The organism is Mesorhizobium sp. M0615, assembly GCF_040320805.1.
GTDB lineage: Bacteria > Pseudomonadota > Alphaproteobacteria > Rhizobiales > Rhizobiaceae > Mesorhizobium.
Genome location: NZ_JAMYQI010000001.1, coordinates 218,834 through 244,190 on the forward strand (window position 1 = coordinate 218,834; position 25,357 = coordinate 244,190).

The window sequence follows — 25,357 nt, forward strand, 5'->3', positions numbered from 1 at the left end:
CTGATCGAACCAAATCAGGCTCAGTTTTAAAATCACTCCACCGAGCAGCTATTTAATATATTCGCTGTAGATTGGTGTCCTCGATCATACGCAAACAAGGGAAAGAGGGCCAAGGGAAAGAATGTGCGGAATTGCCGGCTGGATTGGGCGCAGGGTCGAGAAGCCACAAGATCGGGCCGTCGGGATGTCGAATGCCTTGCAGCATCGTGGTCCCGATGCCGAAGGCATCGAACTCTTGGACCTGAATACAGGCGAGGACCAGTTGGCATTGGTGCATCGCCGCCTGGCGATTATTGACTTAAACGCCGATTCAAATCAGCCGATGCAGACCGAGGACGGACGGCTCCGGATTATTTTCAACGGCGAAATATACAACTACATCGAGCTGCGTGAGGAGTTGATCGGTCTCGGTCACCGTTTTCGCACACGCTCCGACACGGAAGTGCTGCTCAGGGCTTATGACCAGTGGCGCCTGGCCATGTTCGACCGATTGAGCGGGATGTTCGCTTTTGCGCTATGGGACGCTCAACGGCGCGAATTGATCCTCGCTCGCGACCCCTTTGGAAAAAAACCCCTTTACCTCATGCAAGGCAGAAATTTGCTGTCGTTTGCCTCGGAGATCAGCGCGTTGTTGTCTGCGCAGCCGGATGGCCAGCAGCTCGATCTGGATGGAGTGCGCGAGTATCTGACCTGGCGTTACGTGCCTGGACCGCGGACGCTTTTCAAACAGATCCGTAAGCTCAACCCGGGAAGCTACGCTGTGTGGTCGCAAGGGGAAGTAACGGAAACGCGCTATTATGCGCCCCCGGATCAGACCGATCTGACAGCGGATATCGATCCAGGAACCGCCAAGCGACGATTTCTGGAATTGCTCGACCGTTCTGTCGAGATCAGGATGCGCAGTGATGCGCGGTTTGGCGCCTTTCTATCCGGGGGGCTCGACTCGTCGGCAATCGTTGCCCTGATGACCAGGCACAGCGACAACCCGATTCGTACGTTTTCGGTCGGTTTCAGCGAACAGGCTTACAGCGAGCTTCCATTCGCCCGGCGCGTCGCCGATCATTTCAAGACCGATCATTGCGAAATCGTCATCCAGGCGGATGACCTGATGAATCATCTGCCTAAGATGGTCCGCCATCGGGGGGCACCTGTTTCACAAAGTACGGACATTCCAATTTACCTGATGTCGGTTCGAGCCTCGCGGGACGTCAAGATGGTGCTTACGGGCGAAGGGGCGGACGAGATTCTCGGCGGCTACCCCAAACATCGCGCAGAGTCTCTGGCGGGTGTCTACCGGTCACTTGTTCCAGCGTCGCTTCACAACAATCTCCTCGCCCCTTTGATGCGCGCATTGCCCGGCGCATCGGCCAAGTTCGACATATTTGCCCGAAGCGCGGGTGAACGGGACTTTGCAACCCGGATGATCTCCTGGTTTGGAGCCATGACGGCGCGGGAACGCGATTCGCTCCTCGGTGGGTTGGCCACTTGCGGCCATGACCGCAACGATTTCCCGTTCTCTTCGAGTGTGACGGAATCCCATCTGCGCCGTGTGTTGTTTTTTGATCAGACATCGTGGTTGCCCGACAACCTCTTGGAACGGGGCGACCGGATGATGATGGCCGGTTCAATCGAGGGGCGAATGCCATTCCTTGATCGCGATCTGGTTTCCTTCGTCAGCCAGCTGCCCGATCGTTACAGGCTCGGCCTCCTGGGCAGCAAACAGATCCTGCGCGACGGCATGGCCGGCATGGTTCCCGACGAGGCCCTCAACCGGCCAAAGATCGGCTTCAAGGTGCCCGTCGCCGAATGGTTCCGCGGGTCGATGAGCGATTATGTACGAGACCATCTGTGTTCGTCCCATTCGGTCATCCGTAGCTATTTGAGCGCCAAGAAGCTGGACCAGATTGTCACGGAGCACGCCGAGCGCGCCGCGGACCACGAAAAACTGATATGGGCGCTTTTGAACCTGGAGATATTCCACCGCGAATTCGCGCTTGGCCCGCCGCAGTGACGACAATGAAGGACAGCGTCAGCGCTTGACCGATCGCGCCTCGGACGCGACCGATCTCCAGACAACGCAGATCGCGTCGACAAACGGTGCAAGCTCAAGCCTTTCCCGGTGCACCGCCATGGCGGCGGCGCCAAGCCGCGCGCGCAGCGCCGTATCCTCGACCAGCCGAGTTAACGCCTCGGTCAACGCCGCCACATCGCCGGGCGGCACCAACAGACCGGATTGTTCGTGGGTGATGATGTCCTCGACCGCGCCAACCGGGGTGGCCACGACAGCCAGGCCGGCAGCCATGCCTTCGATCACCGACATTGGCAGATTTTCGGCGAACGAGGGGAGCACCAGAATATCGGCCGAAGCGATCAGTGATGCGACCTCGTCAGGTCCCACCCAGCCCGGAAAAGCAATACGGTCGGCAATCCCTAGAGCGACCGACCTCGCTCGTGCCGGCTCGACCTCACCATCGCCGGCGATCGTGGCACGCCAACCCCTGAGATGTTTCATCCGCTCCAGCGCCTCGCCCAACTGCGGCACGCCCTTTCGCTCGCCGATGCGGCCGAGGAACAGGATGTGCACGTGATCGCCTCCGCCGACATGCGCCAGGGAAGGAACTGCCGTGGCGTTGGGAACGATGACAATATTGCCGCCGTTCGCCGGTGCCCGGCTGGCGACGAAATCGCGCCAAAGCCCCCCGAGGACAATCACCCGGCCGGCATGCTCGAACAGAGCCCTGATACGGCGGCTCATGAAACTATGATCATCTTTCCAGAATGTCTGATACTGCGCCCCATGCAGATGAAGGACATATGGTATGGACAACAGCCTGGCGCAGGCGGCGATCATCATCTTGCGATAGGTGCTGCCGGAGACCGATATATTGATGTGAATGACGTCGGCGCGTCTGTCGAGGCGGGCCGCAAGCATCCGCGCGCAAAAACCAAGCATGTAGAAGATCGAAAGCCCGACATGTCCCGGGCCACGGCTGGAAAGAAAGCGCAGATCGATGTCGGCGATCTCTTGCCGTTCGAACTCCTGCTTCAGCGCCCCCATGATCCGGTCGATGCCGCCTTGTCCCGAAACGCCCGAGGGCGTTGCGACCAGGACATGTATTTTTCTATTGTGGGCGAGACGCTGCAACATGACACCATTTGGATTGCGGATGCCGGGTGACCGTAAAGCAAAGGTTCCAAAAAAGGTTTACGACAAATCTTTTGGTTCAAACTGTATCCGTTCACCCTTTGCCGTCATCATGCTGGAATTCCCGTCGGTCAACGATTAATCGACGGCAAATTTTCCGGGAACAACCCTTTGCTGCTCCGTTCCACACTCATCTATGGCCCAGCTATTCTGCTGACGCGGGTTTCCGCTCTGCTCCTGCTGGTCGTCATGACGCGGCTGATCGACCAGACCGAGTATGGCCTGCTGACCCTGGTGGTCACCGTGGGCGAAATGACGGATGTTGCCGTTACCAACTGGCTGCGCATTGCCTTGCTGCGGCTTGGCGGAAAAGGCGACGTCAGCCGTGGCAGCCTGATGCTTGCCGGACAGGTATTGCTTGTCACCACGGTGCTGGCCCTGATCATATCCGTGATCGCCTCGGCGGTGATCGTGCCGGAGCGCTGGATCGAATTTGCAATCGCCGTCTGCAGCTATCTGATTGCCGGCTCCATCAGCCGGTTCGCGTTGACGGTGCTGCAAATGCAGCAGCGTCATTCCCTCTATTCGATGCTTGAATATCTGCGCGGCCTGCTGCAACTCGCCTTGCCGATCGCCGCCATCCTTATCTTCCAACGCTCGTTTCTGACGGTATCGCTCGGCTCGAGCCTCGCCGTGCTGATTGCCGGCATCGTGGCGTGCGTGGTGGCATCCGGGCGCGTTATTGGCGGCCCGCCGCGCTTCACCCACAAGGAGTTTTTTGCCCTCGGCGTGCCCCTCGTCATCATGGCGCTGGTCGGTTTCGGTCTCAACAGCGCTGAACGCGTCTTCCTCAAGCTCTACTACGATGCCGGCGCGGTGGCTGTCTTCGCAGCCGCCTACGCATTGGCTCGGCAGCCGATTGATATGGTCGCCAACGCAATCAACATGGGCGCATTTCCAGAAGTGGTCAGCCGCTTCGACGAAGAGGGATCCGAGGCGTCCGGGCGGTTGTTGTCGCAACTCATGGCCTTGATGATACGCCTTTGCCTGCCGGTCGCAGCAATGCTTATCGCGCTCAGCGGCGACATCACGCGACTCCTGCTGCCCGCGGAATATCATGGTCGCTTCGGTCTGCTGTTTCCGATCATCGCCTTCAGCGTTCTTTGTGCCAATCTCACAAGCTTCGTTTATGGCGTCGTGGTGCACGCACATAAGCGGCCGTGGTTGCTGATCATCGCCAATTCCTTCGGCTCGGTGGCAACGATTTCACTGTCTTTTATGTTGATTCCCACCATGGCGGAGGTTGGCGCGGCGTTGGCGTTGGCGGGCGGATCGCTGGCAGGTCTTGCAGCCTGCATCGTCATCGCCGAGAGGCTCACGCCGGTGCCGGTTCCCTGGCGCGACATCGCTGTCTCGGCCATCATTTCTATCTGCACCGGACTGGCCGCCAGCCTTGCCAGCACTGCGCTGGGCAATATGCCGGCGATCTTTCCGCTCGCGGCGGGCGGTGTCGCCGGCGCTGCGGCTTTCCTGGGACTGACCTGGTTGTTTCACCCCGCGGCCGTGACGCAGTTCATCGGCAAGCTAAGGGCACGGCTCCGGATCGCATAAATCCCGCGCAATGAGGCATGCTTGTCTGAAAGTCGCGAGCCTACGGATTGACGTTTCGGCGTCCCCGGCGAGACCAGAACTCACGCCACAGCAGCAGTGCATAGGCGGTGTTGGTATCGTAGTAGCGGCGCCACAAGCGTCGCGGCTCCTGCGCCACGCGAAACAGCCACTCCAGGCCCGCCGCCTGAACCAGTTTCGGTGCCCGGGCGACCTTTCCACCATAGACGTCGAAGCTGCCGCCCACGCCCATGACGAAACTCGGAGCGAGTACGTCGCGATAGCGCTTGAGAAAGCGCTCCTTGCTCGGCGTCGGCATCGCCACAAACAGGCAGTCGGCACCTGAAGCGTTGATGGCCTCGACGATCGCGGCCTCTTCCTCCGCCTTGAAATACCCATTGCGCCGGCCGGCAATGGCCAGGCTCGGATGATCTCTGGCAAGTCGGCTTTCAACTGCGTCGAGAATGTGCTGTTCAGCGCCCAAAAGGTAGGGGCGATAGCCACGCTTGGCGCACAGCGCAAGCAGGTTGATCATGACGTCGACGCCGGTCACACGCTCCGGCAACTCGACGCCGCAGAGCCGCGCGCCCCAAAGCACGCCTTTGCCGTCGACATTGACCATATCCGCCCCGACGACATCCTCGCGCAGTTCGGCATTCTTGCGCATGTTCACAAGCTTGGCGACGTTCACGACAACATGATGAAGCGGTCGCCGCGTCGCCATCGCCTCGTCTGCGATGGCCAGCGTCTCGGCCATGGTCAGCGCATGGATGGTCGCACCGAGAAACTCGCGGCGGCGTGATGCCAATAGGGAGTGTTGCGCCCATGCCGGGTCATGCGAGTTCATGCCGCTTCTCCGGTGCGAGCGAGAGACTGCGAGCGTTCCATTTCGGATTTCTTGCCTTCGATGCGGGCGTCGGGCTTGCGCGCCTTGCGCCAGGTCCACAGGCCCCGTGTGTCGACGAGCTTCTTGTCCTTGAGCGCTTCGGGATCGATCAGATTGAATTGTCGATGGTCGACCAGCAGGACGACGATATCGGATTGGTCAATAGCGGAAAGTGCATCGGTGAACATGACGCCGCTGCCCTCGAGCTCGTGTGGCAACTGACGCGCATTGGGCTCGGCAGCGACGATCTTGATATTGGGAATCTTGGACAGAAGCTTAACAACCTCGACAGCCGGGCTCTCGCGCATATCGTCGATATTGGGTTTGAAGCTGAGGCCAAGACAGGCGATCGTCTGCTTGCGGGTCGGGTCGAGCAATGCCTCGATGTCCCTGACCACCGACAAGGGTCGCTCGGAATTGATGCGCCGTGCCGAACTGATCAGCCGCGTATTGTTCGGTGCGGCGTCGATGATAAAATACGGATCGATCGCAATGCAGTGGCCGCCCACGCCCGGGCTCGGCTGCAGGATGTTCACGCGAGGATGCCGGTTGGCGAGATCGATTACCTCCCAGACGTTGAGCGACAGATCCTGGCACACCGCCGCAAGCTCATTGGCGAAGGCGATATTGACATCGCGGAACGCATTTTCGGTCAGCTTAACCAGTTCCGCGCTTTCGGCCTGGGTTATGAACAGGTCGCCGGCGACGAAGCTTGAATAGAGTGCCGCTGTCCGCTCCGAAGACTTTCGGGACAGCCCGCCGATCGAGCGATCATTGTTGATCAGTTCGGTCAGCACCTTTCCCGGCAGCACGCGCTCGGGAGAGTAGGCGACCAGGACGTCAGCTTCCTCGCCATGTGCGACGGGAAATTTGAGATCGGGTCGCAGTTCCGCGAGCAGCGCTGTCATGACACGCGTCGTACCGACCGGCGATGTTGATTCCAGCACCACCAGGTCGTCCCGTTTTAGCACCGGAGCGATGCTTCGCGCTGCCGCAAGCACGTAGCTGACATCCGGCTTGCGGTCCGGGGTGATCGGAGTTGGAACGGCGATAATATAGGCATCGGCCGGCTGAGGCGTACTGAATGCCTTGAGCTTGCCATTGGCGACGACTTTCTGGATCAAACCATCCAGGTCCGGTTCGATGATGTGGATTTCGCCGCGGTTGACCTTCGCGACCACCGCCTCGTTGATATCGACACCGATGACATCGAGTCCGCGGCTGGCAAAAATGGCACAGGTCGGCAGGCCGATATAGCCCATGCCGATAACGGAAACGGTTTTGATTTCAGCCATGATTCAGCAATTCCTCAACGATCCGGCTCGCAGCTTGGCCATTGCCGTATGGATTGTGCCTCTCCGCCATGCCGCGATAGACGCTCTCATCATCGAGCAGGCTATTGGCATTGGCCAGAATTTTTTCGATATCGGTGCCGACCAGCCGGGCAGTACCAGCGGCGATCCCTTCGGGTCGCTCCGTGTTTTCCCGCATCACCAGCACCGGCTTGCCGAGTGAAGGCGCCTCTTCCTGCACGCCGCCGCTGTCGGTCAACACCAGGTAGCTCTGTTTCTGCAGGTACAGGAACGGCAAATAGTCCTGCGGGTCGATCAGGTGGATGTTCGGCACCGTCCCGATTTCGGCCTCGACCACGGAGCGCACATTCGGGTTGGGATGGACCGGGTAGATGATCTGCACATCCCTGCGCGCCGACAATGCCTTCAGCGCGGTGCAGATTCTCTGGATGCCGCCATCGAAATTCTCACGGCGATGACCGGTGACGAGTATCATTTTCTTGGTCGGATCGATGAAGGGGAAACGAGCGGCGAGCTTGGCGTTCATCAGCTTGTCGGCATCGATCTCGCTGGAGAAATGCAGCAGCGTGTCGATCACGGTATTGCCGGTTACGAAGATGGTGTTCGCAGCCTTTCCTTCGGCGATGAGATTGTCGCGCGCCTCGGTGGTCGGCGCAAAATGCCAGGTGGCGATGTTGCCGGCAATCTTGCGGTTCAGTTCCTCCGGAAAGGGAGAGTTGATGTTGTGGCTGCGCAATCCCGCCTCGATATGGGCAACCGGAATCCGCTTGTAGAAGGCAGCTAGAGCCGCGGTCATCGCGGTGGTTGTGTCGCCCTGGACGACGACGATGTCCGGCTTCGCCTTCTCCAGCACCCCCGCCATTCCGAGGAGCACGCGCGAGGTCACGTCGAACAACGTCTGACCTGGCTGCATGATGTTGAGATCGTAGTGCACCGGCAGGCCCGTTAGTTCAATGACCTGATTGACCATCTCGCGATGCTGGCCCGTCACACATATTTCCGTGGTGAAGCCTGGATGGGCGAGCGCGGCCCGCGCCACCGGAAAACATTTGAGCGCCTCCGGCCTCGTGCCGAACACGATCAGCAGTTTTCGCCTTGAGGGCAAGTTCGGATGTGAAACGGCGTTCATGGTTGACCCTGGTCACCGAAAGCGTGGGCGCCCGGCTGACATGTGCTTTCAGCCTAACAATAGCGCCCTGAACCGCCTTCGTATTCAAAAAAATTAACGTATGATTAACGCTAGAGTCCGCAGCCCCCCTTGGGCAACCCTTGCCAGGAACTGTGGGGAAAGATACCAGAGCAAAGCCATTTTTTGCTTTAACGAGAATAACTTGGGTTGACTAATATTTTAATCATCGGCCACGCCGTCGCATCCCGGCGCTGGGAAAATGAGCTTTTCATGCGGTTGGGTGCGGCAGGTTATGAGGTCTCGAGTTGCCACGCGCCGGCGCCGGCGCCAACCGCTCGGGGGCTGGACACTGTCTTGGCGATCGAGAGCCGGCGTTTCGGTCCCTCGCTGGCGGGCCAGTCCGAGCCGTTGCCGCCCATCGATCGCGGCCCTCCGGACCTCGTCATAGATCTCACTGCCAGCGCAACGGGGCAAGACGCGCCAGTCCTGAGGCTCGAATTTTGCGGTCGCAACAGCTTTCCAGCCGGCGTTGCCGCAATGTTGGCGAGCGGACAATTGCCTGAACTTGGCGCTCGCCTCGATGGCGTTGTCGTGGCCCAGGCTAGACCGATGCTGGCAGACAGGCTCTGGCTATCTCGAAGCTGCAACGATCTGCTCGCCGGCGCCATGTCGCTGATCATGCAAACCGTCGCCCGCTTCTTTGCGGGCAAGCTTGTGCCGGTAAGCGACAACCCGGTGCCGATCCTGAAGAACGACAGTTTTGTTCGACACTATGTGCCCTTTTTTGGCAGGGCTTTGATCGATCGCGCCGTGCAAAAAATCAGGCGGGGACGACGCCCCTTCTATTGGCAGGTTGCCTATCGGGTGATCGACGGACCAGGCATCGCCGAAACCGGGCAACTCGACGGCAAACCGTTCACAGTCCTGCCGGACGATGGCCAACGCTTCTATGCCGACCCGTTCGTCTTCGAGGCCGACCGCCGCCATCATCTGTTTGTCGAGGAATTCCCCTACGCGACGAGTCGCGGCGTGATTTCCGTCGCCGAGCTCGGTGACGATGGCACTTTCGGTGTTCCAAGGGTTGTATTGGAGGAAGCGCACCACCTGTCGTATCCGCAGGTGTTCGCACACGATGGCGAGATTTTCATGATCCCCGAAAGTGGTTCGGCTCGCGAACTTGTGCTCTATCGCGCCGCGCAGTTTCCCGACCGCTGGGTCCGCGACACCGTGCTGATGGCGGACAGGGATTTCAACGACGCGACGCTGCTCGAATCCGACGGTCGCTTCTGGCTGGTTGGAACGGAGCGGTTCGGCTACGGCAGCGCGTCGGACACGATGGCGGTCTATTGCGCACCCTCGCTGCGCGGGCCATGGGTCGCCCATCCGCTCAATCCCATTGCCGTCGATCATTCGGCCACCCGGCCGGGCGGCGCCTTTATCCGCCACGACGATGCCCTGGTGCTGCCGGTGCAGAACGGATCGAGGGCCTATGGCGCTGGTCTGGGGCTGATGCGGCTTGAGCGACTCGACGCGTCCGATGTCCGTTTTGCCTCGCCCCGGCCGATCGGCGCGGGTCCGGCATGGGCACGCACGGGCATTCATACGCTTAACCGCGCCGGCAATGTCGAGGTCGTGGACAGCGCGGGCTGACTGAAGCGCTGAAAGCCGTGAGCGTCCCGTTGCGTGGCCTGCTTATTTGTTCTCCGTGGCAATATGAGGAAGCGGTGTGTTTCTCGTCTTCCTTCTGCCGTTCAGGGTCTGAAGAATCGGCTTCTCGATCGTCTCGTAAATCACCAGACTGACGAGGCAGGCTGCCACGATGCTGACCACCGACACCAACAATACCGTTGTCGGATGCTCGTATCCGACGGTGCGTCTGGCCAGGTACGCCACAGCGCCGATCACGAAGATATGCGACAGATAAAGCGCGTAGGAAGCGTCGCCCAACTGCTCGAGAAGGCTCCAGTGCTTGAGTTTCGGCTCCAGAATGAGGCTGAGATGAAGCAGGCCCGCCGCCCACATTGCTTGTCCCGCGAAGCTGATCTGACCCAAGAGCGGCGTACCGTCATCGACGAATGAAAGCACCACGCCTGCAGCGGTCATTACGCCGAATATCCAGGCATGGCGTATGTCGGAAGTGAAATCACCGTCCAAATAGCGCCGCCCTATCCACATGCCGATTACGAATGCCACCGGAGAAGGGTTGAGATAGAACTGGATAACAGGGTTGGTGGGAGCCAGCCACAGCCCGGCTATCCACATCGCAATGAAAAAGACCGTCAGCACAAATACGCGCGAGGTCACGGACAGGAATGCGAACACCGCAAAAGCGATATAGAAAAATACCTCGTAATTGAGCGTCCAGCCGAGTGAGAGGATTGGACTGGCGCTATCCCGTCCAGGCGCTTCGTGAACAATGAAGAGGAGCGACTGGAGATAGTGGGGCCATGTAAAGACGGTCTTCTGGAAGAGACTTGGCGCGAGCGCCGCCAGAACCGCGGCGAGGCTGGTGAAAAGCCAGTAAAGGGGGATGATCCGGATTGCTCGGCGTTTCAGGAAGGTGGCAGCGGAAAACGGACCATCTCCCGTAATATGGACCATTATGAAACCGCTGATGACAAAGAACAGAACGACGCCCAGGCGGCCCGCCGTCACGATAATCAGATTGTCCACGCCAATCTGATAGGAAAAGGCGTGTGCGAACAGAACCAGCAAGGCGGCGCAGGCGCGAAGATACTGAATCGAATAGAATTTCTTCACCTTGATCTCCTGCGCTTTGCCGGCGCCTGATGCCATTGTGCCGTCCACAGGCAGCGCGTCGGGCGCCGTGCAAAGCATCGCCATCAATACGACCGGCCAATTAAGTGTGGGTTACCGAGTTCACGAAATAGCGTAAATCCGGCTGCCGATGCATGTCGCGCAAGTGCATTGCGTGCATTCGTTCCCACGCGGCGCACTTTGGTGAGATTTCAATGAGCGGTGTCCGGCTTTTCGGCAAAGCTGACATGTGGCGGCCCATGCCCGGCATCGCCACTGTTAAGATCGGGTTATCCATATTCCTTTACGTTCGTGCAGGAAAATGTACCCGGGGTGCGTTCGTCCCCTGCCATCTCAATCGCAAGCCGCAACGCTGGTCAGATAATCGTGAGTGTCACCCCCACAGAGCAACAGTTCGTGACCGCGCAGGCCAGCCGCCAAGACGCCCTCACACTCCTGTTCTTTCTCCTCGCGGCCTTCGCTTTCCTGCTCCGCTCGACCATCTCTCCGCAGTTGATGAATATGGTGATGTCCTATTCGACGGAGGGGGGGTCGTTTCCCGAAAAGCTGCATATCGGGACCTATGCGATCTTTCTGCTGCTTGTCGTCATCGCCACGACCCGGCCAATTCGGCTCGAAGGCGATGAAGTCAGGCTGTTCAAGGCGACATTGTTATATTCGCTGCTGCTGTTGTGGCTGGTGCCTTATCTCTTCGTGATAGGCCGTGCCGGCTCGGCCGGCTTCATAATCGATTCCTATCTGGTCTCTTGTGCCGCGGCGATGATCATGCTTGCCCTGGGTGACCATGTGCGCAGGGCGCTTGGCAATGTCATCGTCGGTATGATTGTCCTCAGCGCCATCATCGGAACGATCGAGGCCGTCACCCAGCATCGATTCCTGCCCTATCCCCTCGTTGAGCTGGACTTTCGGCCGATCGGACTGTCGGCCCATCCGCTGGCGCTGGGCGCGCTTTGCACCACCGCCATAGGTTTCGTTGCATTGACGCGGTGGCGTATCTGGGTGTGCGCGCTTTGCATCTTCATTCTCTTCATCGGCACGGCCGCTTCGGGCGCGCGCACCGCCCTGCTGCTCGCTTGCGGCGAGATCCTGTTCCTGCTCGTGTTCCTGCCTTGGCCGGACTTGTCACCCAGACATCAACGCCAGGCCAAACTCCTGGTGCTGATGCTGACGCTGGCCGGTGGCGCCATACTGATTGCGATACTCTTTTCGGCGGGGCTGCTGAACCGCTTCAGCAACACGCTCTTTGATCAAAATTACGACGCGCGCGTCAAGATCTACGATGTATTCAAGTTCGTTGAATGGAGCGACATCCTGCTTGGCATGAATCCCAACGAGTTGTTGAAGATCGTCAACGAAAAGCTCAACCTCCCCTTCATCGAAAGCACGCCGGTCGTTCTTACGCTTTTGTTCGGCCTGCCGATCGCCCTGCTCTTCGCGTTTGCTTTCTTCCGGTTCCTTTTCAAGCTCCTGCGCAATACGCCTCGGGCCGCCCATATCGCAGCGGCCGCGTCCATTCTCGCGGCATTGTCAAACAATGCCCTCTCTTCGAAGGCGCCGGATATCATGCTGCTCGTCATCTTGTTGCTCGCTTATCGAAAGCCGGATGGGCGCCAAACCGGCACGCCCGTTCAAGGCCAACCAGCATCAACAGCGACATGACGCCAAAGCCCGTCCTTGTGGGTGCCCTCGCGACGACCTCTTGCATTTCCATTTGAAACGCCTGCACGCTTTGCCAGGCTACGACGGGCGTGGCAGAATACCGACCAAGGGTGGATAGATCGCTGTTCCAGAACGCGCCTGACACGCCTGGAAAATGAAATATTAACGATGTTTCCGTAAAGCAGGCTGTGCGTATTGAATATTAAAGGGTTAGCATGATGTCCGCCGCTTCCGGTCCTCCTCCAACCGCGGCCGCCGCCGGCATTAGCCCCTATGAACGGATCGAAAATGCGCGGCGCGCCAGCAGGCCAAAGCCGCAACAAACCGCGCCGATCATGGCACATGCGGCGGCACCCGCTGTAACGTCGGCCCCTGTGTCGCCTGCACCCGTGGCGCCGCCTGTAGCCGAGCCCGTCACGACGGTGACGCTCAACAAGATCGGAACCTTTCTCGAACTCGATTTCGGGCGTCTGTTTGTCTGGCTGCGCGCCGGCCTCGCTCTGGTATGCCTGCTGGCAATCGTCGGCGGGATCATCGGCGGTGCCTACGCTCTGCTGAGCAAGCAGCGCTACACCGTGACCACGGACATCCTCATCAATCCCGCCAATCTTCAGGTTGTTCCGAATGATCTTTACCCGCAATCGGCCCAGGTCGATGGACAGCTGCTCAGCGCGCGCAGCAAAGAGCGCATCTTGACCTCGGGCAGCGTGCTTTCACGTGTTGTAGACGATCTTGACCTGGCCAGTGACCCGGAGTTCTTCGACGCGGACCGTAGCCGCACAGGGACGGACGGCGCCAAACCCGATCCGAAGCTTACCGCCCTGAAGAACCTGGCGGAACGGGTTAGCAGCATCGCGGATGAAAAGTCGTTTGTCACGACCTTGATGGTATCGGCGGAAACCCCCGCTAAGGCGATCCTGATTTCGCAGGATATCGTCAAGACTTTCCAGGAAGAGCTGGCCAGCGCCGAGGCTTCCGGCGCCAGCCGTGCCGCGGCCGCGCTGGACGGGCGGCTGGGCCAGCTCAAGAGCGATGTGCAGGCGGCTGAAGAGAAGGTCGAGGCCTATAGGCGCAGCCACAATCTGGCCACCAGCAATGGGCAGCTTGTTTCCTCGCAAACCATGACCCAGCTCAACGGCCAGATCGTGGAGACGCAATCGCGCGTCATCGCCGCGCAGGCAAGTTACGACGCCCTGCTTGCCGCCGGCGCAAACGGCACCAATTCCGGTCCCGCCACGTCGGAAGCGCTTGTGGCGCTGCGCGCAACGGCCAATGGCCTGCGCCAGCAGATCGATTCGCAGTCGATGACCTTTGGCCCCCGTCATCCGTCGATCGTCAGGCTGAAGACGGAGTACAACACGGTCAGCGCGCAACTCAGCGCCGAATACGCGCGCACCCTGCGCCTGGCGAAGGTCAATCTCGATGCCGCCAAAACCTCGTCGGCCTCCCTCAATGCCAAGATGAATGACTTGAAGGGCAACGTGTTCTCGGATAGCGATTCCGAGGTCGCCTTGCGTGAGCTTGAACGTGACGCCGCGTCGAAGACGGCTATCTATGAGAGCTTCCTGTCGCGCGCACGCCAGATAACCGAGCGCGAACAGATCGACAGCACCAATGTGCAGGTAATTTCAACCGCAGTGCCGCCAAAGGGCCGTTCATGGCCCCCGCGCACCGTCGTGATGATCGGCCTGGGGGCCATTGGCGGCATCATCCTTGGCATGTTGCTCGCCATTACCCTGGGTATCGTGCGCGACATGCGTCTTCCGCCGAACCGCCCGGACGTCATTGCCAGCCGCGCCTGAAATGGCGAAGCGGATTGTCTTTCACATTGCCAGCCTCAGGGGCGGCGGCGCCGAGCGCGTGTTCGTCCTGATGGCGAACGAACTGGCATCGCGCGGCCACAACGTCACGCTTTTTACCTGGAACGCGCAGGGGCCCAATGCCGCCCTGCTTTCGCCTGCCGTGCATCTGGTCGATTTCGGCCTCCCCATTCGCGGCGAGGGTTATGGCAAGTGGGCGACATTGAAAGGCATCGTGCGAAGCGCGGGCCTGCTTGGCCGCGTTTCTCCCGACGCGATCTACAGCGCCCCGGAATTCGCCAATCTGGTCGTGGCGCTGGCGCTTTGCCTCGCGCGAAGCAAGGCGCGGTTCTTCCCGAGTTTCCACGCCGCCGCCTCACTGCCTTCCGGCACCCTTGGCGCGAAAATGGCGGTCTGGCTTTCGGCCCTGGTTGCGGCCCTTGCCGACAGGGCCATCGCGGTTTCTGAGGGCGTCGGCGGCGATCTTGTGGCCCGAGGCTTCCCGAAATCCAAGGTCGTGGTCATCAACAACCCGCTGCCGCCGGCTGCGGCATCCCAGCAACGCTCCTACGCCTGGCAGGCAGAGCTCGCGGCGCTGGGCGACGGCCCCGTCATCATCACCGCCGGACGCCTGGTGCCGGTTAAGGATCATTGGACGTTGCTGCGGGCCTTCGCTGTGCTGCGCGCCGGCCGCCGGGCTCGGCTTGTCATCTTCGGCGAGGGTCCGCTGGCCGACGAGCTGCGCGCCTATGCCGAAGAATCCGGTATCGGCGCAGACGTTCTGTTTGCGGGCTATGTCAATGATCTGGCGGCCTGCTACGCCGTAGCTGACTTGTTCGTCCTATCATCGACCAGCGAGGGCTTCGGCAATGTTCTGGTCGAGGCCATGGCAGCGGGGATTCCGGTGGTCTCCACGGACGCGCCGCACGGCCCGCGCGAAATACTTGATGACGGCCGCGTCGGCGCCCTGGTGCCGGTCGGCGATGCCGGGGCTCTGGCAGTGGCGATGGCCGGAATGCTCGACCAGCCGACAACCGCCGCGATCCTGAAAAGCAGGGCGGCGGATTTCGAAATTGAAAAGATCGGAGACCGGTACGAGGCGTTGCTCTGAATTAGCGCATGGATCGGCTTGCGGCAGCACAGGAATTCGCCATTGATGGGACAGGACGCCGCCAACATAGGCCGGTTACTCCCAATCCAATCATGATCTTTAACATCAATTTACCCGGAGTTGGTAACAACAGGGAACCCGCGTTTTATCCTCAGGATAGGGATTTTCCTTGCCGCAGCATCACAGCCTTCCTGCCGGCCGTGCAAACGATCGCAATTGGCCGCGATTGCACCGCTTCATGCGGGTTGAGCTGGAACTCGCGCCTGACGTCCTGGTGCCGCGAGCCGAAACGGAACTGCTTGGCCGGACGGCCGCGGCCATTCTTGGCGAACAGGCGCACGAAACGATCCTGATCGACATGTGCTGCGGCAGCGGCAATCTTGCCGTGGGCATCGTCAGCGAATGTCCTCGGGCTCGGGCATGGGCGGCGGACCTGACCGACAGCACGGTTTCGCTTGCCCGCCGTAATGTTGTGCGCCTCGCCCTGCAGGACAGGATCAAGGTCCGGCAAGGCGACCTATTTGCCGCGATCGAGGGTGACGGCCTCCACGGCGCTGCCGACATGGTTTTGTGCAACCCGCCCTATATTTCCTCATCCCGTCTCGATAGCGAAAGCGCGCATCTGTTGGAGAACGAACCTCGGGAAGCTTTCGACGGCGGCCCTTACGGTATTTCGATCCTCCAAAGGCTGGTCCGGGATGCCGCAGCTTTCCTCAAGCCAGGCGGATGGCTGCTATTTGAGTTCGGCGAAGGTCAAGATCGGCAGATAGCAACCCTTTTATCGAGAACGAAATCCTACGAAACCCCAACCTTTGCCGTGACGGCCGACGGCCAGCCCCGTGTCGCCATGGCGCGCAAACATGGTGGCCGGGTTCCCGGAACCGGGAGCCCGGCGTGAGCGTCGTCCGCGCCCTCGATCAGGCCGACCTTGCGGCCGTCGCGGGCATGTTTCAACGCATGCTGCGCAAGAAGCGGGGGCCAGCGCCGGCCTCCCTCGTCGATTACATGAGGCGGTTTTATCTGGAGGCACCCGACTGGGGCAGCGGGCTCCGTTCGCTTGTCCATGTCAATGACGCCGGCCAGGTTTCCGGGTTCGTCGGCGTTCATGCGCTGCCAATGAAATTCAACGGCCGGCAGCTCTACGCTGCCATCTGCAGCTCGCTGATGGTCGAGGATCACGAGACCGATCCGATGGCCGGTGCCCGCCTGTTGAAGGCCTTCCTCGATGGTCCGCAGGACATCTCCTTCAGCGAAACCGCCAATGATACGTCCGTGAAACTGTGGACGCGGCTTCGCGGCGTTGTGCTGCCGCAATACAGCCTTGACTGGGTTCGCGTGATGCGGCCGGCGACCTTCATGCTCAGCCTTTTTGCCAGTCACATGAAGCTTGCCTGGATGTTAAACCCGCTCGCCCGGATGGTCGACCGGCTCTACCTTCGCAAAATGGAGGGCGGTCAACGACGCTGGACCGGCGTCGTCGCCAACGCATCGAGCCGGGGGGCATTTCGGACCTCCGAGATCGACAGCGGCAGCTTTGCGGGGCTGCTGGAGCCGCTTTGCGCCCAGTTTCCGCTACGTCCGCAGTGGGCGGAAGGTCAGCTCAACCATATTCTGGGCGATGCGGCGCAAAAGCCGGATTTCGGAGAGCTTGTCTGCGTGTCGGTGGCATCGCCGAACGGCGCCAATGTCGGCGCTTTCGCCTATTACGCGCGACCGGACGGGATCGGCCGCGTGCTGCAGGTCCTCGCTCTTCCCGGCCAGGCCGGGCCGGTGATCGATTGCCTGGTCGAGCATGCCGCCCGGCGCGGTGTCTCCGGCTTGCGCGGCCGCGTCCAGCCCGCGCTTCTGGAGGCCATGCTTGTAAGACGCATAGCCTTCATACCGGTCGCCTCGACCGTCGTGCATTCACGCGATCCCGAGCTTCTGGATGCCATGAAGAACGCGCAGGTCTTTCTGAACGGGCTTGCGGGCGAGCAGTGGAGCCAGTTGATCGGCGGCCGCTTCACCTGAAGCGTTCCGCCTAGAGCAATTCCAGGAAAGGGTGCGCGGTTTTCCGTCCGAATCGCGTAAAAACAAGAGCTTAGAGCGCCTCGCATGAAATCGGGTTCATGCGAGGCGCTCTAGGTTTTTCTTTGATGCATGTCGTATCGCAGAACCGGATCACTTTTGCTCGATATGCATCAGGTCAGGAGCCGACTTCGTCCACGCCGCCAACGAGCTGCGGGCGTAGGTGCAGATAGCGCGTTGCCTTTCGCTTGGCGGCGATGTCGGCCCAGACGCGTTCGATCTGTGAGGCGGTCAATCCCGCCGCTTGCCCTACCACCTCGGCGGACACGCCGTTGTTGAGGCCATAGAGACACAGATCCATCCGATCGTAAGGCAGGGAAAAGTAGAATTCTTCCTGCGTCTGCGCCAGCGAGTAGGTGTCGGTGGTCGGCGGCCGGTTGCGGACCTCTTCCGGAATGCCGAGATAGGCGGCTAGCGCATAGACCTGCGTCTTGTAGAGATGCGCGATCGGCTTGACGTCGGCGGCGCCGTCGCCGTTCTTGACGAAGAACCCCTGGTCGTATTCCAGCCGGTTCGGTGTGCCGAGCACGGCGAAGTTCAGCCGGTCGGCATGATAATATTCGAGCTGCTTGCGGGTGCGCTGCTTCATGTTGGTGGCGGCAACGATGCCGAGATAGACCGCCACCGGCATCCGCAGTTTCGTCTGCCTGCCTTGCGGGTCCTGCACCACCAGCGAGGAGATGTTGTAGCCCTCGCCTTCGAGCACGTTCGCGATCACGATCTTTGAGGCCCAGCCCTTGCCATAGTCCGGGACCATTTCGCGGATGAAGGCGTCGCGGCGTTCATAGCAGCCCATTGCCCGCAGGGTCGGCCCGATATCCTCCACAACGGCCTCAACGCCGAAAGTGTCGGCGACCAGATGGCCGAGCCGCAGGCTTTCGGGGTCGGAATCGCTTTCCGGCATGAGGACGCACAGCACATTCTGGTGGCCGACGGCCCGCGCGGCCAATGCAGCCGAAACGCTGGAATCTATACCGCCCGAAAGACCGAGCACGAGGCCGCGCTTGCGAATGCCGCGCAACTGCTCGCGCACGGCCGCCACGATCCTGTCCGTTTCGGCGGCGGGATCGATGGCCAGGGCTTGCGTGAAGGCCGGCGCATCCTGGGTTGAGCCGATGTTCATTGCTCGGCCTCCATCATCTCAGCCGCGAGCCGGCGGCTGACCTTGCCCGACTCCGTCTTCGGTAATTCGCTCCGGAACTCTATGATTTTGGGGACCATGAAATCCTCCAGGTGGCGCGCGCAGTGACGAATGATGTCCTTTCCGCCAAGCGCCGGATCGGACCGCACGACGAGCGCGCCGATCGCATGCCCCAGCACCGGATCCGGCACGCCGACGACCACCGCTTCCGCGATACCTGGATGGGCGTGGAGCACGGCCTCCACCTCCTTGGGGGCGACCTTCTCGCCACGCGTCTTGATGATGTCGTCCTTACGCCCGACAAAATAGAGAAAGCCGTCCTCGTCGGTCTGGAACAGGTCGCCCGTATAGAGCACCTTTTCCCAAGGGTTAGGCCCCGGCCGGAGCGCTCGTTCCGTCGCGGCCTTGTTGCGCCAATAGCCCTGCATCACGTGCGGACCGCGGATGACGAGCTCACCCGCCACGCCCGCCGGCACGCGTTGTCCAAGGTCGTCGACGACAAAGGCTTCCGTGTTGGGGATAGCTATGCCGACCGACCCTGGCCGGCGGTCAAGTTCCTCGGGTGGCAAATAGGTGCAGCGCTTGCATTCGGTCAGCCCATACATCGAATAGATCCGGACGCCGGGCAGCAGCGAGCGCAGGCGTTCTATGTGGGCTGGCGGCAAGGCGGCCGCGGTGTTGGAAATATAGCGGAGGCTGGGCAGGAAACCCGGCGCCAGATCACGCATCTGCAGGATCATCGCCGCCATGGTAGGCACCAGCGGAAGGCCGGTGACGCCCTCTTTGCGGATGCGTTCGAAGATCTCGTGCGGGAAGGCGAAGGACTTCTCGAGCACCAGCGTGGCCCCGAGCCTGACTGCAATCAGCAACTGGTAGAGGCCATAGTCGAAGGCAAGCGGGAGGACGTTCAGGATGATGTCGTCCGGCGCGTTGCGCAGATAGGTGGCGATCGACCCCGCGGCAGCGTCGCAATTGCGATGCGTCATCATCACACCCTTGGGCCGGCCGGTCGAACCTGACGTGTAGATCAGCATCGCAAGGTCGACGTCGATGCCGCGATGGTCTACCTCCGCGCCATCGAACGTCAGGCAGTCAGTCAGGGACGCGGCCCCTGCCGGGCATTGCCCATCGGCCCCAGGAGTGGAAGCCACGAAGATGCCGGTCTTGCCTTGCGATGCGCAGGCTTCGGTGACCACGGGCATCAGCTTCGCCTGCGTCAGGACCGCCCTGGCGTCGCAATCGGCGATGATGTAATCGAGCTTGTCGGCCTTTGTGGAGGGGTTGATCGGACTGAAGGTCGCACCTGCCTTGAGTGCGGCAAAGATCGATACGGCGGCCTCCCAGCAATTGTCCATGAAGATCAGGACGCGGTCGTCGCGCCTGATCCCATTCATGAAGAGAGCGGTGGCCAGCCGGCTCGAAAGGTCGTCGAGTTCTTCGTAGCTCAGCTTTTTGCCCCTGGTGAGCAATGCCGTCTTGGCCGGGTGGGCAGCAGCCTTCGCCACCAGAAAATGCTCGATCCGCACTGGACGTTCCTCGCCGTTGGCGCTTACGCTGCCAGTGTTTGTGCTCTCGCCTCGATGAAGGACGAGATGCGGTCAAGCGAGTCCAGGTTGGCCGGAACGATGTCGGCATCCACCATCGCGATGCCGAAATTGTCCTCGATGAAGGCCACCAGCTCAAGCACCGCAGTCGAGTCGATAATGTCGTTCTCAATCAGCGAGGCTGAATCCGACAGTTTGTAGGAGGTGTCGCCGAACAGGAAGTTGTCGACGATAAAGCTTCTGACCCTGTCCTTGATTGCCGTCATCATGTCTTTCCTTTTCCTCGCCGTCTCAGGCCGCTCTTACCGCGCCGACCGCTTGGCCGGCGAGATTCTTCTGCCACAGCTGCGTCGACAGAATGCCGACGAAGGCGGCGTTGTCGCGAAATCCGGTCGCGGTCTCCATGCGGCATTTCTCGTGGAGCTTGGCCACCGCCTTGGCGTTGAACAGGCCGCCGGCGGTAATGCTCGCCTCGCCCAGGCAGTCACGAACATAGTCTAGTTCCTCCGCCCCGACGAAGGAGCGGGCTTCCGGGGCGCGGTAAGGTTGCTTGGTGCGTTTGCCGATTGCCTCCGGAAGGTGGTGCCTGGCCACCTTGCGCAATATGTGCTTCTCCATCAAGCCTTTCAGTTTCATCTCCGGCGGAAGTCTTGCCGCGAACTCTACCACGCGATGATCCAGGAAAGGAAACCGCCCTTCGATGCCGTGCGCCATGGCCATCCGATCGCCTTGGCTGGAGAGGATGTAGCCGGGCAGGAGGAAGCGGGTTTCGAGATATTGCGCCTGATGCAGCGGATGCCATAGGGAAAACGCCTCGGGCAGGCGGCTGGTCAGCTCTTCAGCTGCGTCATAACCCTTCAACGTCGCGCGCAGGTCGCCGGAAAAGAAGATTTTCGCCGCCGCCGTGGTCTTGAAGCGTGGCCGATGCGAGAACAGCGGATCGTCGAGGGCAGCGTTGCTGGTGCCGAAGAAGGCAGCCAGATACTCCACCGATTGCTGTTGCAGGCCCGGCAGATACGGGTAAAGCCGGCGGAACAGCTGCGGCCTTATGCGCGATGTGGGCTGCCGCCCGCAGAACCGGCGGACACGCGCCTCCTTGAAGACGTCGTAACCGGCGAAGACCTCGTCGGCGCCTTCACCCGTCAGCACCACCTTCAGGCCGGCCTGGCGAACCAGGGCGGACAATTTGTAGAGTGGCGCTGGCGCCGTGCGGATGATCGGCCGCTCGGCAAAGCGGATGACCTCAGGAAAGACGCTGGCGATATCGCGGGTGCCGCATTCTATGGCGTGGTGGCGCGTGCCGAGCGCCGAGGCCATTTCGGTCTGAAAGGCGCTTTCGTCATGCTCGGCGCTGTCGAAGGTTACGGAAAATGTCTCCAGTCTCCGAGGAGTCATGCCGGCGGCAAGCGCCGAAACAAGCGACGAATCGAGCCCTCCGGAAAGATAGGAACCGACCGGCACGTCGGCCCGCATGCGAAGCCTCACCGCATCGGTCAGAAGGGCTTGCAATTCCTCTGCCGCGCGGTCCTCGTTCGTGATCTTCGACGTCGCGTCACGATGCGGATAGTCCAGGTGCCAGTACCGTTTGACCGTGACCTGCCCCTGCGTCGCGATCATCACACTTGCCGGTTCCAACTCGTGGATATTGCGGAACGCCGTGCGCGGAGCGATCGGCGCCCACAGCGTAAAGATCTGATCCAGCGCAATCGGATCAATTTCAGCGGAGACCCCCGGGACCTTCAACAGGGCTTTGATCTCCGAGGCAAAGTAAAGCACCCCGTCCTTACTTGTGTAGAAGAGCGGCCGGACACCCATCCGGTCTCGTGCAAGCACCATTCGTCGCTGCCGATTGTCCCATATCGCCAACGCGAAATCACCGTTCAGGAGAGACAAGCAGTCTTCGCCCATCTCCTCATAGAGCTGAAGGATGACCTCTGTGTCGCTCGACGTCCGAAAGTGCCGGCCCTTGGCGATCAGCCCTTCGCGCAGTTCTATGTAGTTGAAAATCTCGCCGTTGAACGCAATCGTCAAATTGCCGGCCTCGTCGGACATCGGTTGCTGGCCATCGCCGATGCCGATCACCGACAGCCGCGCATGCCCGAGCCCGGCATCGGGTGCTACGAATTTCCCTTGCTCATCCGGCCCACGATGGGCAATTGCGGCTACCATGTGCGTGAGCAAAGCTTCCGCATCCCGGATTGACCCGAAATAACCCCCGAATCCACACATCCCTTGAACTCATATTGAACGCTAAGGTACGGAACATAACCTCGATAGTGGCATCTGAGGTTAATCCGATATTTTCACCGAGCATGTGGTTAACAAGAAGTTTGCCACGATGTGGTGTTCGTGGCTAGGACGCGATGGCTCTCCATCACCTCGCGGTTGCGGCCGTAATAGCCGGAACGATAGCCCAGGCTCGCTCTAGGCCTTTTGTCCGGGTTGGCATGGCTGGACACGGGCGGCTAAGGCTGGAAATGTGATTGCACGTCTTCGCTGCCGGGGGGCTGGCCGGAGGACGAGGAGGATGGCGCTGAATTTCGAATATATTGCCGGCCATCCGGCGCTGCACCGTCATGTCGAGGCGCAGTCGAAGGCGCTGCTGCATATCTATGAAACGAGCCCACGCCTGGCCGCCGTGTTCGCCACGCAACAGCGCTGGTTGCTGGCTCACACCGGCCTAGCCCTGCATTTCGCCCGCGACCCGCGCGATCCCCGCACGGAACTGACACTGGCCCGCTTCATCGATGCCGTGCTTCACTATTCCGTCGCTAGCCGCAACACGGCCGAAGCCTTCATCAAGGAGATGCTGCACTATCACATCATCGAATACCTGCCGCACACCGGTGACGGACGAGCCCACCCGTTTCAGGTGACGGCAGCGACGCTGAAGGAATTCGACGGCTGGGTGGTTGCGCATCTGCGCACGCTCGACGGTCTCGACAGCGGCAGCCGCCTCGCCGCCTTTCTCGAGCAGCACGGCATGATTTCCAGGCTGCAGCCGCTGGTGGCGGAAGGCCTGCTCTCCTCCAACCCTGTGCGTGAGCCCAAGCAGACGTTTTCGCTGTTCATCTGGCTCAACAATGGCGGCATCGTCATGGATTGGCTGATGTCCGGCATCGATCCCGACAATGCCGCCCTCGACCGGATCCCGACCAGCGTGGTTTCGATCGGCGAATTCGCCAGTTGGCTAAAACTCTCGCGCACCCATCTTGCGCGCAAATTGCGCGACGCCGAAAAGCTCGGCAGCGTCGGCTGGCTGGGCCGGCGCGGGCATTCCGTAATGTGGGTCTCGAACAGCTTCTACCAGGAATACATGACCGTCCAGGCCGCCAAGCTTGCCGTTATCGATGCCGCGTTCGAGGCCTGCCGACCGGCGTCGCCGCACGCTGGCTGAACGTTCGGCGCAGACGCTGTTGCGCAGCCGGTCGTGCCGACCGCGAGGACCCGTCCGGGCGCATGGCCGAGGTGGCCTTTCCGCCGTCGGGATACGGACATCTGGACAGCGGGGGCGAAGCCTGAAAGCGGAACGATCCGCGCGAGCGGCAGCGATCCGCCCGACGGGTTCGGGTGGATCAACTGGTCAAAAGCCGGGCGCAGCATCTCAATCGATGTCGAATGACACGCCCTGCGCCAGCGGCAGCGCCTTGGAATAGTTCACCGTGTTGGTGGCGCGGCGCATATAGGCCTTCCAGGCATCGGAGCCGCTCTCGCGGCCGCCGCCGGTTTCCTTCTCGCCGCCGAACGCGCCGCCGATCTCGGCGCCCGACGTGCCGATGTTGACGTTGGCGATGCCGCAATCCGAACCATCGACGCCGAGGAAGCGCTCGGATTCCTGCAGGTCGCGGGTGAAGATCGACGACGACAGTCCGGCGCCGACCGCATTGTGCTCGTCGAGCACTGCATCGAAATCGGAATATTTCATCACGTAGAGGATCGGCGCGAAGGTTTCTTCGGTGACAGGAGCCACCTGCTTCGGCATTTCGACCAGCGCCGGATGCACGTAATAGGCATCGGGATGGCCATTCTCGACCCGCGAACCGCCGGTCAGCTTGCCGCCGTGAGCGGTGGCTTCCTTGAGCGCCTTCTGCATGGCGTCGAACGCCCCCTTGTCGATCAGCGGCCCGACGAGCGAAGACGTCTCCAGCGGGTTGCCGACCGAGACGCTCTCATAGGCCTTCTTCAGCCGCGGCAGCAGCGTGTCATAGACGCTGTCATGCACGAACAGGCGCCGCAGCGTCGTGCAGCGCTGGCCCGCGGTGCCCATGGCGCCAAAGGCGATGGCGCGCAGCGCCATGTCGAGATCGGCGGTCGGGCAGACGATGCCGGCATTGTTGCCGCCGAGCTCGAGCACGGCGCGGGCAAAGCGCTTGGCCAGCCGCGGGCCGACATCCCGGCCCATGCGGGTCGAGCCGGTGGCAGAAACCAGCGCCACCTTCGGGTGGTCGACCAGGATCTCGCCGACGGAGCGGTCGCCAATCAGCACCGGTGCCAGGCCCTGCGGCGCATCCGCGCCGAAGCGCTTGACCGCGCCGGCAAAAATCGCCTCGCAGGCGAGCGCCGTCAGCGGCGTCTTTTCCGAGGGCTTCCACACCACGGCGTCGCCGCAGACCAGCGCGAGCGCCGCGTTCCACGACCACACCGCGACCGGGAAGTTGAAGGCCGAAATGACGCCGACGACGCCGAGCGGATGCCAGGTCTCCATCATGCGATGTCCCGGACGCTCGGTGGCGATGGTTAGACCGTAGAGTTGGCGGGAAAGGCCGACGGCGAAATCGCAGATGTCGATCATTTCCTGAACTTCGCCGAGGCCTTCCGACGGGATCTTGCCGACCTCGATCGACACCAGCCGGCCAAGCTCGGTTTTGTGCGCGCGCAACTCCTCGCCGAGCAGCCGCACCAGTTCGCCGCGCCGGGGACCCGGCACCATCCGCCAGGCCTGGAACGCCGTGTGCGCGGCATCGATGGTCTTGGCCGCATCGGCCGGCGAAATCGTCTTCAGCGCCGCGATCTGTTCACCCGTCACCGGGCTGCGCACGACGAGGTCGCCGCCGGTCAGCGCGTCCTTGGCCACACCCAGTTTCGCCAGAAGTTCGGCCGTTTCCTTCGCTATCGTCATTTTCATCCCTTTCAGATCCGCTCGCCATCATAGGGCGGCGGTCGAGCCTTGGCGCCAT

General features: G+C 61.1%; 19 protein-coding genes. 9 read left to right on the forward strand and 10 right to left on the reverse strand.

Annotated features, from left to right (window positions below):
- Positions 1-121 precede the first annotated feature (121 nt).
- Positions 122-2,011 (forward strand): asparagine synthase (glutamine-hydrolyzing), encoded by a 1,890-nt coding sequence (asnB, locus tag NKI46_RS01160; RefSeq protein ID WP_352459817.1) that lies wholly within the window; start codon positions 122-124, stop codon positions 2,009-2,011.
- A gap of 18 nt (positions 2,012-2,029) precedes the next feature.
- Here asnB (NKI46_RS01160) and NKI46_RS01165 read toward each other — a convergent pair whose 3' ends face one another.
- The gene (locus tag NKI46_RS01165) at positions 2,030-3,148 is read right to left on the reverse strand and encodes a glycosyltransferase family 4 protein (protein WP_352459816.1); all 1,119 of its coding nucleotides are present in this window, start codon (positions 3,146-3,148) and stop codon (positions 2,030-2,032) included.
- A 168-nt stretch (positions 3,149-3,316) separates the two neighbouring features.
- Here NKI46_RS01165 and NKI46_RS01170 point away from each other — a divergent pair, with 168 nt between their 5' ends.
- A complete protein-coding gene (locus NKI46_RS01170) occupies positions 3,317-4,756 on the forward strand; it encodes a lipopolysaccharide biosynthesis protein (protein WP_352459815.1) in 1,440 nt (479 codons plus the stop codon).
- Positions 4,757-4,796: 40 nt separating this feature from the next.
- On the opposite strand, the gene NKI46_RS01175 is transcribed toward NKI46_RS01170, so the two are convergent.
- The 3 genes from NKI46_RS01175 to wecB are packed head-to-tail and all read right to left on the reverse strand — an operon-like array spanning position 4,797 to position 8,081.
- The gene (locus tag NKI46_RS01175) at positions 4,797-5,600 is read right to left on the reverse strand and encodes a WecB/TagA/CpsF family glycosyltransferase (protein WP_023725122.1); all 804 of its coding nucleotides are present in this window, start codon (positions 5,598-5,600) and stop codon (positions 4,797-4,799) included.
- Positions 5,597-6,934 carry a UDP-N-acetyl-D-mannosamine dehydrogenase gene (gene wecC / locus NKI46_RS01180; RefSeq protein ID WP_023686301.1) on the reverse strand — a complete coding sequence of 446 codons (1,338 nt, stop codon included), beginning with the start codon at positions 6,932-6,934 and terminating at the stop codon, positions 5,597-5,599. Before wecC ends, NKI46_RS01175 begins: the two co-directional genes overlap by 4 nt.
- The gene (gene wecB, locus NKI46_RS01185) at positions 6,927-8,081 is read right to left on the reverse strand and encodes a non-hydrolyzing UDP-N-acetylglucosamine 2-epimerase (RefSeq protein WP_023686302.1); all 1,155 of its coding nucleotides are present in this window, start codon (positions 8,079-8,081) and stop codon (positions 6,927-6,929) included. The genes wecC and wecB overlap by 8 nt, the downstream gene beginning before the upstream one ends.
- 609 nt (positions 8,082-8,690) lie before the next feature.
- Between wecB and NKI46_RS01190 the strand changes: the two genes are divergently transcribed.
- Positions 8,691-9,731: a glucosamine inositolphosphorylceramide transferase family protein gene (locus NKI46_RS01190; RefSeq protein WP_352744357.1), complete on the forward strand. Its 1,041-nt coding sequence runs from the start codon at positions 8,691-8,693 to the stop codon at positions 9,729-9,731.
- Positions 9,732-9,773: 42 nt separating this feature from the next.
- Here NKI46_RS01190 and NKI46_RS01195 read toward each other — a convergent pair whose 3' ends face one another.
- Positions 9,774-10,877 carry an acyltransferase family protein gene (locus NKI46_RS01195; protein ID WP_197031318.1) on the reverse strand — a complete coding sequence of 368 codons (1,104 nt, stop codon included), beginning with the start codon at positions 10,875-10,877 and terminating at the stop codon, positions 9,774-9,776.
- Positions 10,878-11,255: 378 nt separating this feature from the next.
- On the opposite strand from NKI46_RS01195, the gene NKI46_RS01200 reads away from it, so the two are divergent.
- The 5 genes from NKI46_RS01200 (at position 11,256) to NKI46_RS01220 (ending at position 17,438) form a co-directional block, all read left to right on the forward strand.
- Positions 11,256-12,518, forward strand: coding sequence for a VpsF family polysaccharide biosynthesis protein (locus NKI46_RS01200; protein WP_352744358.1), 1,263 nt, complete (start codon positions 11,256-11,258; stop codon positions 12,516-12,518).
- Between the two features lie 215 nt (positions 12,519-12,733).
- Complete coding sequence (locus tag NKI46_RS01205) at positions 12,734-14,320, forward strand: GumC family protein (protein WP_352744361.1); 1,587 nt, start codon at positions 12,734-12,736, stop codon at positions 14,318-14,320.
- Between the two features lies 1 nt (position 14,321).
- Positions 14,322-15,428, forward strand: coding sequence for a glycosyltransferase (locus tag NKI46_RS01210; protein ID WP_352744364.1), 1,107 nt, complete (start codon positions 14,322-14,324; stop codon positions 15,426-15,428).
- Positions 15,429-15,597: 169 nt separating this feature from the next.
- A complete protein-coding gene (locus tag NKI46_RS01215) occupies positions 15,598-16,326 on the forward strand; it encodes a N5-glutamine methyltransferase family protein (RefSeq protein ID WP_023696869.1) in 729 nt (242 codons plus the stop codon).
- Positions 16,323-17,438, forward strand: a complete 1,116-nt coding sequence (locus NKI46_RS01220; RefSeq protein WP_023737702.1) for a hypothetical protein — start codon at positions 16,323-16,325, stop codon at positions 17,436-17,438. Before NKI46_RS01215 ends, NKI46_RS01220 begins: the two co-directional genes overlap by 4 nt.
- Positions 17,439-17,613: 175 nt before the next feature.
- Here NKI46_RS01220 and nadE read toward each other — a convergent pair whose 3' ends face one another.
- From nadE to asnB (NKI46_RS01240), 4 genes are read right to left on the reverse strand one after another with little or no spacing between them, the layout of a single operon-like run.
- Positions 17,614-18,618 (reverse strand): NAD(+) synthase, encoded by a 1,005-nt coding sequence (gene nadE / locus NKI46_RS01225; RefSeq protein ID WP_352744366.1) that lies wholly within the window; start codon positions 18,616-18,618, stop codon positions 17,614-17,616.
- Complete coding sequence (locus NKI46_RS01230) at positions 18,615-20,162, reverse strand: class I adenylate-forming enzyme family protein (RefSeq protein ID WP_352744368.1); 1,548 nt, start codon at positions 20,160-20,162, stop codon at positions 18,615-18,617. Before NKI46_RS01230 ends, nadE begins: the two co-directional genes overlap by 4 nt.
- 23 nt (positions 20,163-20,185) lie before the next feature.
- Positions 20,186-20,449 (reverse strand): acyl carrier protein, encoded by a 264-nt coding sequence (locus NKI46_RS01235; RefSeq protein WP_023671787.1) that lies wholly within the window; start codon positions 20,447-20,449, stop codon positions 20,186-20,188.
- Positions 20,450-20,471: 22 nt separating this feature from the next.
- Positions 20,472-22,409 carry an asparagine synthase (glutamine-hydrolyzing) gene (gene asnB / locus NKI46_RS01240; protein ID WP_352744371.1) on the reverse strand — a complete coding sequence of 646 codons (1,938 nt, stop codon included), beginning with the start codon at positions 22,407-22,409 and terminating at the stop codon, positions 20,472-20,474.
- Positions 22,410-22,707: 298 nt separating this feature from the next.
- On the opposite strand from asnB (NKI46_RS01240), the gene NKI46_RS01245 reads away from it, so the two are divergent.
- On the forward strand, positions 22,708-23,577 hold the full coding sequence (locus tag NKI46_RS01245; RefSeq protein ID WP_023671785.1) for a hypothetical protein: 870 nt from the start codon (positions 22,708-22,710) through the stop codon (positions 23,575-23,577).
- A 207-nt stretch (positions 23,578-23,784) separates the two neighbouring features.
- Here the strand turns inward: NKI46_RS01245 and amaB are convergent, their stop codons facing one another.
- A complete protein-coding gene (gene amaB, locus NKI46_RS01250) occupies positions 23,785-25,299 on the reverse strand; it encodes an L-piperidine-6-carboxylate dehydrogenase (protein ID WP_023710989.1) in 1,515 nt (504 codons plus the stop codon).
- Positions 25,300-25,357 lie beyond the last annotated feature (58 nt).